Genomic DNA, 14869 nt, shown 5'->3' on the forward strand with positions numbered 1-14869 from the left:
AGGCCCCAACCTGGTGGTTGGGGCCTCGACCAATGTGTGTCCGGCGGTGACCTACTCTCCCACACCCTCCCGGGTGCAGTACCATCGGCGCTGTGGGTCTTAGCTTCCGGGTTCGGAATGGGACCGGGCGTTTCCCCCACGCTATGACCGCCGTAACCCTTGTACCCGCCCGCCCGGTGTTTTTTCGGGGGTGGGAAGACTCGTGGTTACAACATTGTGGTGTTGTTCTTCAGTTGTGGTGGTTCCGTGCCGTGACAACCCCGCGTGTTGGGGGGTTGTTGGTTGGGAACCACATAGTGGACGCAAGCAGAGTTTTGTATGTATCTGTGTGGTGTAAGTTGTTGGCCTATTAGTACCGGTCAGCTTCACGAGTCGTTAGTCCTCGCTTCCACATCCGGCCTATCAACCCAGTGGTCTGGCTGGGGGCCTCTCACACCCGAGGGTGTATGGAAATCTCATCTCGAAGCGAGCTTCCCGCTTAGATGCTTTCAGCGGTTATCCCATCCGAACGTAGCTAATCAGCGGTGCACTTGGCAGTACAACTGACACACCAGAGGTTCGTCCGTCCCGGTCCTCTCGTACTAAGGACAGCCCTTCTCAAATTTCCTGCGCGCGCAGCGGATAGGGACCGAACTGTCTCACGACGTTCTAAACCCAGCTCGCGTACCGCTTTAATGGGCGAACAGCCCAACCCTTGGGACCTACTCCAGCCCCAGGATGCGACGAGCCGACATCGAGGTGCCAAACCATGCCGTCGATATGGACTCTTGGGCAAGATCAGCCTGTTATCCCCGAGGTACCTTTTATCCGTTGAGCGACGGCCATTCCACAATGTACCGCCGGATCACTAGTCCCGACTTTCGTCCCTGCTCGAGATGTCTCTCTCACAGTCAAGCTCCCTTGTGCACTTACACTCGACACCTGATTGCCAACCAGGCTGAGGGAACCTTTGGGCGCCTCCGTTACTTTTTAGGAGGCAACCGCCCCAGTTAAACTACCCATCAGGCACTGTCCCTGACCCGGATTACGGGCCGAAGTTAGATGTCCAAAGTGACCAGAGTGGTATTTCAACGATGACTCCACCCGAACTGGCGTCCGGGCTTCAACGTCTCCCACCTATCCTACACAAGCCACTCCGAACACCAATACCAAACTATAGTAAAGGTCTCGGGGTCTTTCCGTCCTGCTGCGCGTAACGAGCATCTTTACTCGTACTGCAATTTCGCCGAGTTTATGGTTGAGACAGCGGGGAAGTCGTTACTCCATTCGTGCAGGTCGGAACTTACCCGACAAGGAATTTCGCTACCTTAGGATGGTTATAGTTACCACCGCCGTTTACTGGGGCTTAAATTCTCAGCTTCGCCTTGCGGCTAACCGGTCCTCTTAACCTTCCAGCACCGGGCAGGAGTCAGTCCGTATACATCGTCTTGCGACTTCGCACGGACCTGTGTTTTTAGTAAACAGTCGCTTCCCCCTGGTCTCTGCGGCCCCGATCCCCTCCACACCGCAAAGGGTGTATCAAGGTTGGGGCCCCCCTTCTCCCGAAGTTACGGGGGCATTTTGCCGAGTTCCTTAACCATAATTCTCTCGATCGCCTTGGTATTCTCTACCTGATCACCTGTGTCGGTTTGGGGTACGGGCGGCTAAAACCTCGCGTCGATGCTTTTCTCGGCAGCATAGGATCACCAAATCCCCCCAAACGGGGGTCCCATCAGATCTCAGGCACCATGAGTGGCGGATTTGCCTACCACTCGCCCTACATCCTTAGACCGGGACAACCATCGCCCGGCTCGGCTACCTTCCTGCGTCACACCTGTTAATACGCTTGCCTCCCGGGATCAGGTCCTGCGCTCCACCAAAACCCTCACACCACAAGGGCGCTCGGGCAGGCTTCGGGCAGTTAGTATCCCCCGCTCAGCATGGGCGGTTTTTCGCCGGTACGGGAATATCAACCCGTTGTCCATCGACTACGCCTGTCGGCCTCGCCTTAGGTCCCGACTTACCCAGGGCAGATTAGCTTGACCCTGGAACCCTTGATCATTCGGCGGACGGGTTTCTCACCCGTCTTTCGCTACTCATGCCTGCATTCTCACTCGTGTAGGCTCCACCGCTGGTTTACACCGCGACTTCACCGCCCACACGACGCTCCCCTACCCATCCACACGCCTGAACCACAAGGGCTTAGCTAAAATGTGAATGCCACAACTTCGGCGGTGTACTTGAGCCCCGCTACATTGTCGGCGCGGAATCACTTGACCAGTGAGCTATTACGCACTCTTTTAAGGGTGGCTGCTTCTAAGCCAACCTCCTGGTTGTCTGGGCAACTCCACATCCTTTCCCACTTAGCACACGCTTAGGGGCCTTAGTTGGTGGTCTGGGCTGTTTCCCTCTCGACTATGAAGCTTATCCCCCACAGTCTCACTGCTGCGCTCTCACTTACCGGCATTCGGAGTTTGGCTGACGTCAGTAACCTTGTAGGGCCCATTAGCCATCCAGTAGCTCTACCTCCAGCAAGAAACACGCAACGCTGCACCTAAATGCATTTCGGGGAGAACCAGCTATCACGAAGTTTGATTGGCCTTTCACCCCTACCCACAGCTCATCCCCTCCATTTTCAACTGAAGTGGGTTCGGTCCTCCACGACGTCTTACCGTCGCTTCAACCTGGCCATGGGTAGATCACTTCGCTTCGGGTCTAGATCACGCCACTCACACGCCCTATTCAGACTCGCTTTCGCTACGGCTGCCCCACACGGGTTAACCTCGCGACGTAACACTAACTCGCAGGCTCATTCTTCAAAAGGCACGCCGTCACCAGAATCAGACTGGCTCCGACGGATTGTAAGCACACGGTTTCAGGTACTGTTTCACTCCCCTCCCGGGGTACTTTTCACCTTTCCCTCACGGTACTGGTCCGCTATCGGTCATTAGGGAGTATTTAGGCTTATCAGGTGGTCCTGACAGATTCGCACGGGATTTCTCGGGCCCCGTACTACTTGGGATACTCTCACAGGCGGTACAAACACATTACGGTTACGGGACTAACACCCTCTCTGGCCGGCCTTTCAAAACCGTTCACCTATGCGCGCACATCACACCCCACCAGCCCGGCAGAACTGGTATGGAAAGTCCCACAACCCCGACCATGCAACGCCCGCCGGCTATCACACATGGAACGGTTTAGCCTGATCCGCGTTCGCTCGCCACTACTAACGGAATCACTATTGTTTTCTCTTCCTGCGGGTACTGAGATGTTTCACTTCCCCGCGTTCCCCCCACGCACCCTATGTGTTCAGGTACGGGTCACCGAGTCACTCGCGCGCTCGGCGGGGTTTCCCCATTCGGACACCCTGGGATCACAGTCCGGTTATCGACTCCCCCAGGCTTATCGCAGATTCCTACGTCCTTCTTCGGCTCCTAATGCCAAGGCATCCACCGTGTGCTCTTAAAAACTTGACCACAAAGATCAAAAACATTTCTCGAGAGAACCACAGAAACCAACCACACCCCAACACCCAAAGGGCATCAACAGCGCAGCCAGATCCAGGTTCATTAATCTTGGAAATTGCTTCTTATACAAGATGCTCGCGTCCACTATGTAGTTCTCAAACAACAACCCCACACCACACACCCCACACACCCAAACAGGCGCACGGAACGTCACGGCAGGGAAACCAGAAACAAACAAACCCGACAAGGAACCACCACGACCAAAGCCGCAACAACCCCTCCCCGGCCCTGTTGCCTCAGGACCCAACAGTGTGCCAAACACTAAACCACGCATCCCCCCGCCCCACCGTTCCAGAACCATCACTGGCTCGTACTAGACAAGACAAAAAAACACGCAGCCGCTATTTGCTGATATTCCACCCATGAGCACCCGCCACGGAACAATCGTCCATGCTGCGGGCTTGCTTCCTGACAACCCCCCACACCGGCATTCACCAGCACAGAAGAGTTGGAGGTGCTCCTTAGAAAGGAGGTGATCCAGCCGCACCTTCCGGTACGGCTACCTTGTTACGACTTAGTCCCAATCGCCAGTCCCACCTTCGACAGCTCCCTCCCACAAGGGGTTAGGCCACCGGCTTCGGGTGTTACCAACTTTCGTGACTTGACGGGCGGTGTGTACAAGGCCCGGGAACGTATTCACCGCAGCGTTGCTGATCTGCGATTACTAGCGACTCCGACTTCATGGGGTCGAGTTGCAGACCCCAATCCGAACTGAGACCGGCTTTTTGGGATTAGCTCCACCTCACAGTATCGCAACCCTTTGTACCGGCCATTGTAGCATGCGTGAAGCCCAAGACATAAGGGGCATGATGATTTGACGTCGTCCCCACCTTCCTCCGAGTTGACCCCGGCAGTCTCCTATGAGTCCCCACCATCACGTGCTGGCAACATAGAACGAGGGTTGCGCTCGTTGCGGGACTTAACCCAACATCTCACGACACGAGCTGACGACAACCATGCACCACCTGTAAACCAGCCCCAAAGGGGAAACCACATTTCTGCAGCGGTCCGGTTCATGTCAAGCCTTGGTAAGGTTCTTCGCGTTGCATCGAATTAATCCGCATGCTCCGCCGCTTGTGCGGGCCCCCGTCAATTCCTTTGAGTTTTAGCCTTGCGGCCGTACTCCCCAGGCGGGGCACTTAATGCGTTAGCTACGGCGCGGAAAACGTGGAATGTCCCCCACACCTAGTGCCCAACGTTTACGGCATGGACTACCAGGGTATCTAATCCTGTTCGCTCCCCATGCTTTCGCTCCTCAGCGTCAGTTAATGCCCAGAGACCTGCCTTCGCCATCGGTGTTCCTCCTGATATCTGCGCATTTCACCGCTACACCAGGAATTCCAGTCTCCCCTACATCACTCTAGTCTGCCCGTACCCACCGCAGATCCGGAGTTGAGCCCCGGACTTTCACGGCAGACGCGACAAACCGCCTACGAGCTCTTTACGCCCAATAATTCCGGATAACGCTTGCGCCCTACGTATTACCGCGGCTGCTGGCACGTAGTTAGCCGGCGCTTCTTCTGCAGGTACCGTCACTTACGCTTCTTCCCTACTGAAAGAGGTTTACAACCCGAAGGCCGTCATCCCTCACGCGGCGTCGCTGCATCAGGCTTTCGCCCATTGTGCAATATTCCCCACTGCTGCCTCCCGTAGGAGTCTGGGCCGTGTCTCAGTCCCAGTGTGGCCGGTCACCCTCTCAGGCCGGCTACCCGTCGTCGCCTTGGTAGGCCATTACCCCACCAACAAGCTGATAGGCCGCGAGTCCATCCAAAACCACAAAAGCTTTCCACCAACCACCATGCGATGGAAGGTCATATCCGGTATTAGACCCAGTTTCCCAGGCTTATCCCAGAGTCAAGGGCAGGTTACTCACGTGTTACTCACCCGTTCGCCACTAATCCACCAGCAAGCTGGCATCATCGTTCGACTTGCATGTGTTAAGCACGCCGCCAGCGTTCATCCTGAGCCAGGATCAAACTCTCCGTTGAAGTAAAACAAAAACAGACACAACCACAACCACCGGAAATAACGGCAGAAACAGCTGCACAAAATTTGAAACCAGCTAAAAACACCATGCACACCACGGGGTGGCGGCACAGCACAATCAACCAATTACATACATAATCGGTATCAACAAACTTGGCACACTATTGAGTTCTCAAACAACAGACACACCCGGCACCACCCAAACCAACGTCCAGGCTCGCTCCGGAGCAACTTTCCAAACTTACCCGATCAACCACCCCGACGCAAATCCATTTCTCAGGATTCCCATCAGACCAGAAGACGGTCCCCCACCAATTTCCGGCGCCCTAAGGAGCGACCAGAATTTGGTCTTGAATTTGGGGGTTTGGCCACCCGCGGTTACCAGCTCTTGGCTGTCTCCCCCGCGGCGACTTAGAAAACAATACACGCACTCGTAGCCCACCGCAAACCGCTCATCCAATGGCTGCAATTCCCCGGGATTCCGGGCAGGAACGGCCATGCGGGGCACCCGCCGGCCTCCCGCCGTCGTAATTCCGCTGTGTGCGCTGCCGCACATCCGGCAGCCATCACGGCAGACAGCAAAAGGGCCGGCAACCCTAAGGTTGCCGACCCTTCTCAAGCAGCTGGATTCAGCGGTGCTGGATTACCAGGAAGACTTGGTGATGCCCGGGAGTTCGCCCTTGTGGGCCATGTCGCGGAAGCGGACACGGGAGATGCCGAACTTCTGGAAGGTACCGCGGGGGCGGCCGTCGATGATGTCGCGGTTACGCAGACGGATCGGGGACGCGTTGCGGGGCAGCTTCTGCAGGCCCAGGCGGGCTGCTTCGCGTGCTTCGTCGGTTGCGTTCTCGTCAACCAGGGTCTTCTTCAGCTCGAGGCGCTTTGCAGCGTAACGCTCAACGATGACCTTGCGCTGCTCGTTGCGAGCAATCTTGGACTTCTTAGCCATGTTTAGCGCTCCTCTCGGAATTCGACGTGCTGGCGGATCTTGGGGTCGTACTTCTTCAGGACCATGCGGTCCGGATCGTTACGACGGTTCTTGCGGGTTACGTAGGTGTAACCCGTACCCGCGGTCGACTTGAGCTTGATGATCGGACGTACGTCCTTGTCCTTAGCCACTAGAGCTTCACCCCACGAGCCAGGATCTGGGCGACGACTACGTCGATGCCGCGTACGTCGATGGTCTTGATGCCACGTGCAGAGACCTGCAGCGTGACGTTACGGCGCAGGGACGGAACCCAGTAGCGCTTCTTCTGGATGTTCGGATCGAACCGACGCTTGTTGCGGCGGTGCGAGTGCGAAATGCTGTGCCCAAAGCCCGGCTCGGCCCCGGTCACTTGGCAGTGTGCTGCCATGACTTCTCCTCAAGAATTGAAAGTAATGATCCGCATATCTGCTGCTGGACCATGCTGCTAAGGGCGACCCAAAAATGCAGAAGGGCAACGGTTAGTCACGCAACTTGAGCCCCTAACTACCGGCCACCCTGGAGAAAATTACCGGGCAACCGGAGCAATTGCGCACGCTCCGCGCACTTAGCGCCTACCAAGTCTACGAGTTGGCGCAATTAAAGACCAATCGGGGGTCATCGGGTGTATAAGGGCCGCCGGAAGGTCACAGCCACAGGTTGGTCCTTTTCACAGCAGGCACATAGCTTCGCCAAGCACCTTGGATACATGAACACGCAGCTCCTGCCGGCATCTCCGGCCGCAAGCAGCTCCGGCCGCCCGGAGCCTTCATCACCTTCAGCGAAGAGGCCCGCCCGTGGCTGGTTTGCCCGACAGTACCGGCAGCGCATGCTGCGGACGGACCTCCTGACGGTCATTGCCTGGGCCTCCGTTGCCGCCGCAATTGCCCTCTGGCTTGCCGACGGCGGGGCCACCGCGATCACGTCGCCGGCGTCCCTGTTCACGGCGGCGGGCATCGTGGCCGGGCTGGCGGGCATGGACCTGGTCCTGCTCATGCTGCTGCTGGCCGGGAGGATTCCCTTCATTGACCGCACCATCGGCCACGACCGCGCGCTGGAGTTCCACGGGAAGCTGGGAAAGCCTTCGCTGTACCTGCTTCTGGCACACGGCCTCCTGGTCGCGGCTGGGTACGGCATGGCCGAAGGACTGGATCCGTTCACCGAGTCCGTCAACCTTTGGGTGCAGGTGCCGGACATGTGGCTGGCGTTTGTCTCCATGGCGCTGTTCATCGCGGTCGTCGTCACGTCCCTGGTGGCTGTGCGGCGTCGTTTCCCGTACGAGTTCTGGTATGTGGTGCACCTCCTGACCTACGCCGCGGTGGCAACGTCGCTGCCCCACCAGTTCAGCGTGGGAGGCCTCTTTGCGGCAGGCACATGGCAGCGCTGGTACTGGCTGGCCATTTGCATCTACACCGGCGCTGCCCTGGTGTATTTCCGGGTACTGGAACCGGTACTGGCCACGGCGCGGCACCAACTGTCGGTGGCCCGCGTGGAGGCCGTGGCGCCGGGCGTGGTGAACATCGTCATGAATGGCCGGAAACTGGACCAGCTGGCGGGCACGGGCGGACGGTTCTTCATCTGGCGCTTCCTGGCTCCGGGACTGTGGTGGCATCCCCACCCGTTCAGCCTGTCCGCCGAACCCGTCTTCCAGGGCCCGGACGGCCAGGGGACGCTGCGGGTCACCGTACGGAACCTTGGCAGCGGCTCCGCCCAGCTCCTGCGGCTGCGGAAGGGGACCAAGGTGGCGCTGGAGGGTCCCTACGGACTGCTCAGCACGGCTGCCAGGACCAGGAACAAGGTGGTGATGATCGGGGCCGGCATCGGCATCACACCCCTGCGCGCACTGCTGGAAACCACGCCGTTTGCTCCCGGCGAGGCGACAGTCCTGCTCCGCGGCCACACCGACCAGGAGCTGTACCTGGGCAGCGAAATCCTCGACCTCTGCCAGGCCAGGGGGGTCCGGCTCTTCCACCTCACCGGGCCGAGGGCCCACGGCCACTCCACCTGGCTTCCCGGGGACGCCGTGCGGAACGGCTACAGCCTCACCTCCTACGTGCCTGACATCGCGGATGCGGACGTCTACGTCTGCGGCCCGGCGGCGTGGGCGGCCAACGTCATGGCGGATGCCGGGAAAGCCGGCGTCTCCGGGGAACAGATCCATCACGAAAGGTTTGACTGGTGAAAATACGCGGAACAGTTGCAGCGGCCCTGGCCTCCGCCGGGATCCTCCTGGCGGGATGGCAAACAGGCACCCAGGCAGGCGGCATCAGCACCGTCGCATCAAGCACGACGGCGACAGGCACCACGGGCTCGACGGGTACGGGTACGTCCGGCTCTTCGGGCACCTCGGCTTCCGGCACCTATAAGGGAACCGCCGTGCAGACCCGGTTCGGTCCCGTGCAGGTCCAGATTACGGTGGCCAACGGGAAGATCACGGATATCACCGCCCTCCAGCTCACCAACACCGATGGCAAATCCATCCAGATCAGCAACCGCGCGGCACCCCTGCTCCGGAGCAAGGTCCTCGCGGCGCAGTCGGCGGATGTCCAGACCGTCAGCGGCGCCACCATTACCAGCGACGCGTACCTGACCTCAGTCCAGGCGGCCATCGATGCAGCCCACCTCTAGCCCCCTGGACGCCGCAACCCCCGCCGCCATGCTGAAGGCCCGCACCTTTGAATGCATGGGCACGGTCATCGGGCTGACGCTGCCCGTCAGCTCCCCTGCGGAAGGGCAGCCTGGGCTCGATGAGCTGGCTGCCGCCACCGCCGTCGTCGAACGCCTTTTCCGCGACCTGGACGAACAATTCAGCCTCTACCGCCCGGATTCGGAAGCGGCCAGGCTGGCCCGCGGCGAGCTGATGCTCCGGGGCGCCTCAGCCCAGATGCGAGAGCGGTACGCCGAGGCGCACGAATGGCGGCTGCGCACGGAGGGCGCCTTCACCCCGGAACGGCCTGACGGCGTCCTGGACCTGTCCGGGATCATCAAGGGTCATGCCATCCGCGAGGTGGGCACGTCGCTCAAGGCCCTGGGCCGGCACGATTGGTGCCTGAATGCCGGGGGCGACGTGTTGGTCAGCGGCTCACCACGCCCCGGCAGCGCCGAGCCCTGGAAAGCCGGCATCGTGGATCCGGCGGACCGCCAAACCCTGATTACCGGCTACGCACTGGGCGCGGGCAGCCGGCACAGTGCGATCGCCACCTCCGGCTCCGCTGAACGCGGTGAGCACATTTGGCGGGTGGGACGCGGCGCCGGGTTTGTCCAGGTCACCGTGGCCGCCGCGGACATTGTCACCGCCGACGTGCTGGCCACGGCGATCGTCGCCGGCGGAACACAGATGCTGAACCGCGCCACGGACACCTGGGATGTTGCCGTGCTGGCGATCCGCGCTGACGGCTCCACGCTGGCGACTCCGGCCTTCCATCCCGCCTGAACCGCCCGCGCCCCACCGCCGCTACAACCGCTACAGCCGGGTGAGCTGGGCGTACTTGGGCTGCAGGTTGTCGCCGGACGACTTGCCGGTGACGCGCCGGACCACCCACGGCGCGGCGTACTCGCGGAACCACCGGGCGTTGGCGCGGAGGGCGTCGGCGCCGCTCAACTCCGGAACAGGGGTCATCGGCGGGACGTCGATGGAATGGTCGTACTTGAGGACCTCGAGGACGCGCTTGGCCATGTTGGCGTGGCCGGCGGCGGACATGTGCATCCGGTCGTGGGCCCACATGCCCCAGTCGTAGTACTCGCTGAAGCGCCAGTAATCCACCAGCAGGGCGCCGTGGTCCCCTGCGATTCCGCGGACCAGTTCGTTGTAGATGGCGGTGCGGCCGCGCATGGTGCCGAACACCTTTGAACCCCGGGCATCGAAACCCGTGAACATCACCACAGTGGCGCCGGTGGCCGCCAGCTTCCCGACGGCGTCGTTGTACTCCACCAGGAGGTCATCGATGTCCACGCGCGGGCGGAGGATGTCATTGGCCCCGGCGTAGATGCTCACCAGCGTGGGTTTGAGTTCGACGGCGGCGTCCACCTGCTCGGCCACGATCTGCCGAAGCTTCCTGCCGCGGATGGCCAGGTTGGCGTAGCCGAAATCCGGATCAGCGGCGCAGAGCTGCTCCGCCACCCGGTCCGCCCAGCCGCGGACCCCGTTGGGGCGGGTGGGGTCGTCGTCACCGACGCCTTCGGTAAACGAGTCGCCAAGGGCCACGAACCGGGAAGTGAAATCCATGCGGTTAGTTTGCCATCCGTTGCCGGAAGCAACCAATCGCCGGTTATGTCGCTTGGTCAGGCTGGGTTTCGCGCAGGATCCAGTGGTCCTTGTCCAGGCGTCCCACCACTTTCTCGCCGATCCGCGCCAGGTCCAGCACATCCTGCCCGGTCAGGGCATCGAGGAACAGGTCGCGGACGTCCTCAACATGGCCCGGGGCCAGCCCAACGATGGTGGCCATGCCTTCCTCCGTGAGGTGCGCGGTGGTCACCCTTGCGTCATGGGGGTGGGGACGCCGCTCCACCCAGCCGCGCTTCTGCAGCTTGGTCACCACATGCGAAAGCCGGGACAGTGAAGCGCTGCTGCGGGCGGCGAGCTCACTCATGGGCAGGAACCGGTCGTCTGCCTCGGACAGCATGGCAAGGACCGTGTAGTCGAAGAGCGACAGCTTCCCGGCCGCATGCAGCCTGGTGTCGAGGGCCGCCGGCAGCAGCGTATTGATGCTCACCAGCGCCAGCCAGGCGCGGCGTTCGTCAGCGTTGAGCCAGCGGGGTTCGGTCATGGCCCCCATTCTACGATTGATCTTTCAAGTAGCTGGAAGCGGCACCGGTAGGCTTGCCCCATGTATGTTGTCTCCCTCACCTACCGCGTGCCGCAGGAGATCGTCGACTTCCACAACGACGCCCACATCGCCTGGCTGCAAAAGGCGTTCGACGACGGTGTCTTCATTGCCGCCGGCCGCAAGATTCCCCGCACTGGAGGGCTGCTGCTCTCGCAGGCGGAACGGGAAACCCTTGACGCGAGCCTTGCGCAGGACCCGTTCTACATCAACGGCGTGGCCGACTTCGAGGTGCTGGAGTTCCACGCCGGCCGGGTGGCCCCGGGGTTCGAAAACCTGTTGGACACCCCGCCCGCGCAAACCACCTAAGGTGACGCAGGCCGCTAGGGTGGGCTGCCGCCGTCGTACCCTTCTGCGGCGAGCTTCTTCAGGCCACCTTTCCGCGGCACCTTCACAGGCTTGGGCCAGCGCGGGCTGAGCCTGTCCCCCAGCGTCACCCCGCGGAGCTTGCGGCCAAAGAGCGGCAGGACCCAGTCATGGACCCAGCGCCGCTGGCGCCGTTCCCATTCGCGCAGGCCCAACCTTGGTGGTGGCTCCCAGTCCCGGGGTTTGATCTTGTGCGGCACGCCCAGCTGGTCCAGCACCTGCCCGGCCAGGTATTTGTGCCCGGCCTTGGACATGTGGAGCCGGTCAGAGTCCCACATCCTGGCGTCGTGGAAGGCATCCAGGCACCAGTAGTCCACCAGCACGGCCCCGTACTTTTCCGCGATGTCCCGCACCCGCTGGTTGTAGTAGGCGTTGCGTTTCTTCAACGGCTCCAGGAGCGCGGAAACCTTGACGTCGAACCCCGTGAAGAGGACCACTGTGGCCCCCGTGCCGGCGAGCTGGGCAACAAGCTGTTCATAGTCCGCCATGAGCGCGGGCATATCGGTCTTCAGGTCCAGGATGTCGTTACCGCCGGCGTACAGGGTCACCAGTGTTGGCCGCATCCGCAGTGCCGGCTCCAGCTGCTCGTCGATGATGTGCCGCAGCCGCTTGCTCCTGATGGCCAGGTTGGCGTACTTCCACCCCGGCTGCGCCTTGGCGAGCTTCTCGGCAACCCTGTCGGCCCACCCCCGCACTCCGTTGGGCAGCCGCTCATCCCGGTCCCCCACGCCTTCGGTGAAGGAGTCGCCAAGGGCCACAAACACCCGCCGCCCGGAGTCAGGAAGCAAGGATCCAGTCACCACCGCCCCAACGTAGCGGCGCTGGGAAAAGCAAGGACGACGCCGGGATGAACAGTAAGTGAGCGGGAGCTTGGGAAACCGCTGCGGGATCCCGTGGAGCGCTTATGGCGTCCGGGACCCGCTGTCCGTCTGCATTCCTCCGTGAACCGGACGGAACTCCCAGGTGTAGGAGCCGTCCGCTTTCAGGCTCATCCTCAGGTGGCCCCAGGTATCACTGAACTTCCGCTGGACGTAGGCCGGGTTGCTCGCGAACGATCGGAGGCCGATACCGCCGGTGGACACCTGGAACTGCTGCATGCCGTCGGGGACGCATTGGTCGGCGTTGTTCACCGGGCAGGTCCGCTCATAGTTGTGCTGGGACCCGGACAGCAGGACTTTCACCCGGTTGTTCCAGAACATGTCGATCCAGGGCTTCGCCTGGGTGAAGCGCGTGTGGCTGGATGTGTCGGACGTGAAATACGGGTCGTGGTAGACGGCCGCCAGATGCTTCCCCGTGGCCTTGGCCGCCTTCAGGTCAGCGTCCATTTCGGCGGTCATCGCCTGCGCCCGGGCCACGTTGTAGCGCCATGTGGCCGTGGGCGCCACCAGGATATGCCAGTTCCCCTTATCGAACGAATACCACTCCAGCGCATCCTGGAACCGGCCCAGAGTGGTGCTGGTAGCGGACTTGGTGGTGTCGACGCACTGGCCGTCCATGAACCGGTCCACGTCATCGTTCACACCCGGCTCCACATCGTGGTTGGGGCCCGTGGTCCAGTACGTCTTGGCTTTCAACCCGCCCCACAGCGTGTTCCACGCTCCAAGCGCCGAGCAGGTCCCCTTGTCGTACTGGAAGTCGCCGATGGCAAGGAAATTATCCAACGAACCATCGTTGAGGCCGCTGATGATGCTGGCAGCGTTCTTGCCGGACGCCGAACTCGTGGACGTATTTCCTGACGGGTTCATGTCGCCAACAGCGGCGAACTCGAAGGAATCACCCGCCGGCGGCGTGGTAGGCGCGGGGGTTGGAGTCGGGGTGGGGGTTGGAGTCGGGGTGGGGCTCGTCCCGCCGGCGGCCGGGTAGACACGTATCCAGTCCACGCGCATTTCCGCAGCACCGTCAGCAGTGGAATCAGGGAACCAGTCCAGTTGCAGCGTCTGGTGCATACTGCCCGGAGGCTGGTGGGTGGGGTCGGTGTCCTCGAACCACTTCACGCCATCCACGTATCCGACCATCCCGGCGGGGGACCAGTCCACTGCGTAGTTGTGGAACTGGGTCACGTCCAGCGTCTTGCTGGCCCTGGTCTGGGAGTTGCTGCAGGAGAAGTGCTGGAAGAAGTTGATCACGTTCCAGGCGCCCGTTGTTTCCGCGTAATCCACTTCGCCGTCGCAAGGCCAGTTTCCGCTGTCCGGCCACAGGATCGAAACCATATGGTACTCATTGTCGCCCGACCCGGCGGCGCGGACTTCCCACCGCCCGTACTTTTGTTTGGCGAACTTCGCGGACATGCCGGCAGTGGTCCCGTCCGGGGTCCCGCTCATGACCATCTTGGAACCGTCCACTGTTACCTGCTGCGGGCTGCGGATACCTTGGCCGGCGTGCCCTGCGCTGTTGTACACGCTCCATTTGGTGGCGTCCGGGGCTCCGGTGTAGTTGAACTCGTCCCCGGCCACAGGTGCGCCCCAGTTCTGCGTGGCAGCAGCCTGGACTCCGCCCGCATCAACGGGCGCGGGCGCAGGGGTGGAGGTAGGGGTGGGGGTTGGCGTCGGGGCGGGGCTTGTCACCACGGCGTCAGCGGCGGTGGTGACAACCAGCTTTGGGCGGAGTGCCGCGTCCAGGGCCTGGTTCGATTTGAAGCCCAGCCATTTCTGCGCGCTGGATTCGAGCCGGAAGTTCTGCTCGCCGCCGGTGGCGCCGACGCCCTTGGTAACGTCCCATTCCACCCAGGCCCCCGTGGCGAACCCGCCGGCCTTGGCCAGCCAACTCCCGCGGGCCGGTGCGTTGTTCCAGGTGACGCCCGTTTCGGCCCATGTGCCGCTGGTGGTGTAAACGTCCACAAACTCGGTCGAGGTTGCCGCCGCCTCAGAATATGCCCGCAGCTTTGCCGAGACGACGTGTTCCCCGGCGGGGACTTGGACGTTGAACCGCAGGAGACTGCTCCGCGAGATGCTTGTCCGGCCCTCCGTGGACCAACGCACACTGGTCCCGAAGTTCTCTGTTGGCCGGTCGGCCTGGACATAACTGTCGCCGGTCGGCGCGAATGTCAGCGCTCCCACCGCGTTCGCCACGCTGCCCACTACGGCAAGTGAGGCGAGCATGACTAAGAGTGTCAGGACGGAAACAGCTGGCCGCAGGATAGTTTTCATGGAATGAGACCTTAATGTTCCAGTTGAAATATCCGAAGCATACGCGTGTCACACCCTGTGACACAGCAATTTCCT

The 14869-nt window shown here is 61.5% G+C and carries 11 protein-coding genes and 3 rRNA genes; 4 read left to right on the forward strand and 10 right to left on the reverse strand.

Features of this window, described 5'->3' with window-relative positions:
• Positions 1-38: 38 nt before the first annotated feature.
• From rrf to rpmB, 6 genes are all read right to left on the reverse strand, one after another.
• Positions 39-155 (reverse strand): 5S ribosomal RNA (gene rrf / locus ACEN9K_RS00005).
• Between the two features lie 173 nt (positions 156-328).
• A 23S ribosomal RNA gene (locus ACEN9K_RS00010) occupies positions 329-3458 on the reverse strand.
• 516 nt (positions 3459-3974) lie between these two features.
• A 16S ribosomal RNA gene (locus ACEN9K_RS00015) occupies positions 3975-5497 on the reverse strand.
• Together the 16S, 23S and 5S rRNA genes form the textbook arrangement of a ribosomal RNA operon.
• Positions 5498-6138: 641 nt before the next feature.
• Positions 6139-6444: a 30S ribosomal protein S14 gene (gene rpsN / locus ACEN9K_RS00020; protein WP_009358853.1), complete on the reverse strand. Its 306-nt coding sequence runs from the start codon at positions 6442-6444 to the stop codon at positions 6139-6141.
• 2 nt (positions 6445-6446) lie between these two features.
• Complete coding sequence (gene rpmG / locus ACEN9K_RS00025; protein WP_013602737.1) at positions 6447-6614, reverse strand: 50S ribosomal protein L33; 168 nt, start codon at positions 6612-6614, stop codon at positions 6447-6449.
• On the reverse strand, positions 6614-6850 hold the full coding sequence (gene rpmB / locus ACEN9K_RS00030; RefSeq protein WP_013602738.1) for a 50S ribosomal protein L28: 237 nt from the start codon (positions 6848-6850) through the stop codon (positions 6614-6616). Before rpmB ends, rpmG begins: the two co-directional genes overlap by 1 nt.
• Before the next feature lie 318 nt (positions 6851-7168).
• Between rpmB and ACEN9K_RS00035 the strand changes: the two genes are divergently transcribed.
• The 3 genes from ACEN9K_RS00035 to ACEN9K_RS00045 are packed head-to-tail and all read left to right on the forward strand — an operon-like array spanning position 7169 to position 9892.
• Positions 7169-8641 (forward strand): ferredoxin reductase family protein, encoded by a 1473-nt coding sequence (locus ACEN9K_RS00035; RefSeq protein WP_495634995.1) that lies wholly within the window; start codon positions 7169-7171, stop codon positions 8639-8641.
• The gene (locus tag ACEN9K_RS00040) at positions 8638-9087 is read left to right on the forward strand and encodes an FMN-binding protein (protein WP_018771905.1); all 450 of its coding nucleotides are present in this window, start codon (positions 8638-8640) and stop codon (positions 9085-9087) included. The genes ACEN9K_RS00035 and ACEN9K_RS00040 overlap by 4 nt, the downstream gene beginning before the upstream one ends.
• Positions 9088-9115: 28 nt before the next feature.
• A complete protein-coding gene (locus tag ACEN9K_RS00045) occupies positions 9116-9892 on the forward strand; it encodes an FAD:protein FMN transferase (RefSeq protein WP_495635660.1) in 777 nt (258 codons plus the stop codon).
• Positions 9893-9922: 30 nt separating this feature from the next.
• Here ACEN9K_RS00045 and ACEN9K_RS00050 read toward each other — a convergent pair whose 3' ends face one another.
• Both ACEN9K_RS00050 and ACEN9K_RS00055 read right to left on the reverse strand, forming a co-directional pair.
• Positions 9923-10684, reverse strand: coding sequence for an SGNH/GDSL hydrolase family protein (locus tag ACEN9K_RS00050; RefSeq protein WP_018771907.1), 762 nt, complete (start codon positions 10682-10684; stop codon positions 9923-9925).
• Positions 10685-10727: 43 nt separating this feature from the next.
• The gene (locus tag ACEN9K_RS00055; RefSeq protein WP_026266173.1) at positions 10728-11225 is read right to left on the reverse strand and encodes a MarR family winged helix-turn-helix transcriptional regulator; all 498 of its coding nucleotides are present in this window, start codon (positions 11223-11225) and stop codon (positions 10728-10730) included.
• 60 nt (positions 11226-11285) lie between these two features.
• On the opposite strand from ACEN9K_RS00055, the gene ACEN9K_RS00060 reads away from it, so the two are divergent.
• Entirely contained in the window at positions 11286-11591 is a 306-nt protein-coding gene (locus ACEN9K_RS00060) for a YciI family protein (protein WP_018771909.1), read from the forward strand.
• A 14-nt stretch (positions 11592-11605) separates the two neighbouring features.
• Here ACEN9K_RS00060 and ACEN9K_RS00065 read toward each other — a convergent pair whose 3' ends face one another.
• Entirely contained in the window at positions 11606-12451 is an 846-nt protein-coding gene (locus ACEN9K_RS00065) for an SGNH/GDSL hydrolase family protein (RefSeq protein ID WP_026266174.1), read from the reverse strand.
• A 99-nt stretch (positions 12452-12550) separates the two neighbouring features.
• Positions 12551-14746: a CBM96 family carbohydrate-binding protein gene (locus ACEN9K_RS00070; RefSeq protein WP_495634996.1), complete on the reverse strand. Its 2196-nt coding sequence runs from the start codon at positions 14744-14746 to the stop codon at positions 12551-12553.
• Positions 14747-14869 lie beyond the last annotated feature (123 nt).

It is taken from the genome of Pseudarthrobacter sp. Pseusp20, from assembly GCF_059492155.1.

Bases quoted from the DNA above. Each gene is read 5' to 3' on its own strand.
- rpsN (WP_009358853.1), bottom strand. From the start codon at position 6,444: ATGGCTAAGAAGTCCAAGATTGCTCGCAACGAGCAGCGCAAGGTCATC.
- rpmB (WP_013602738.1), bottom strand. From the start codon at position 6,850: ATGGCAGCACACTGCCAAGTGACCGGGGCCGAGCCGGGCTTTGGGCAC.
- ACEN9K_RS00035 (WP_495634995.1), top strand. From the start codon at position 7,169: ATGAACACGCAGCTCCTGCCGGCATCTCCGGCCGCAAGCAGCTCCGGC.
- ACEN9K_RS00045 (WP_495635660.1), top strand. From the start codon at position 9,116: ATGCTGAAGGCCCGCACCTTTGAATGCATGGGCACGGTCATCGGGCTG.
- ACEN9K_RS00050 (WP_018771907.1), bottom strand. From the start codon at position 10,684: ATGGATTTCACTTCCCGGTTCGTGGCCCTTGGCGACTCGTTTACCGAA.
- ACEN9K_RS00055 (WP_026266173.1), bottom strand. From the start codon at position 11,225: ATGACCGAACCCCGCTGGCTCAACGCTGACGAACGCCGCGCCTGGCTG.
- ACEN9K_RS00060 (WP_018771909.1), top strand. From the start codon at position 11,286: ATGTATGTTGTCTCCCTCACCTACCGCGTGCCGCAGGAGATCGTCGAC.
- ACEN9K_RS00070 (WP_495634996.1), bottom strand. From the start codon at position 14,746: ATGCTCGCCTCACTTGCCGTAGTGGGCAGCGTGGCGAACGCGGTGGGA.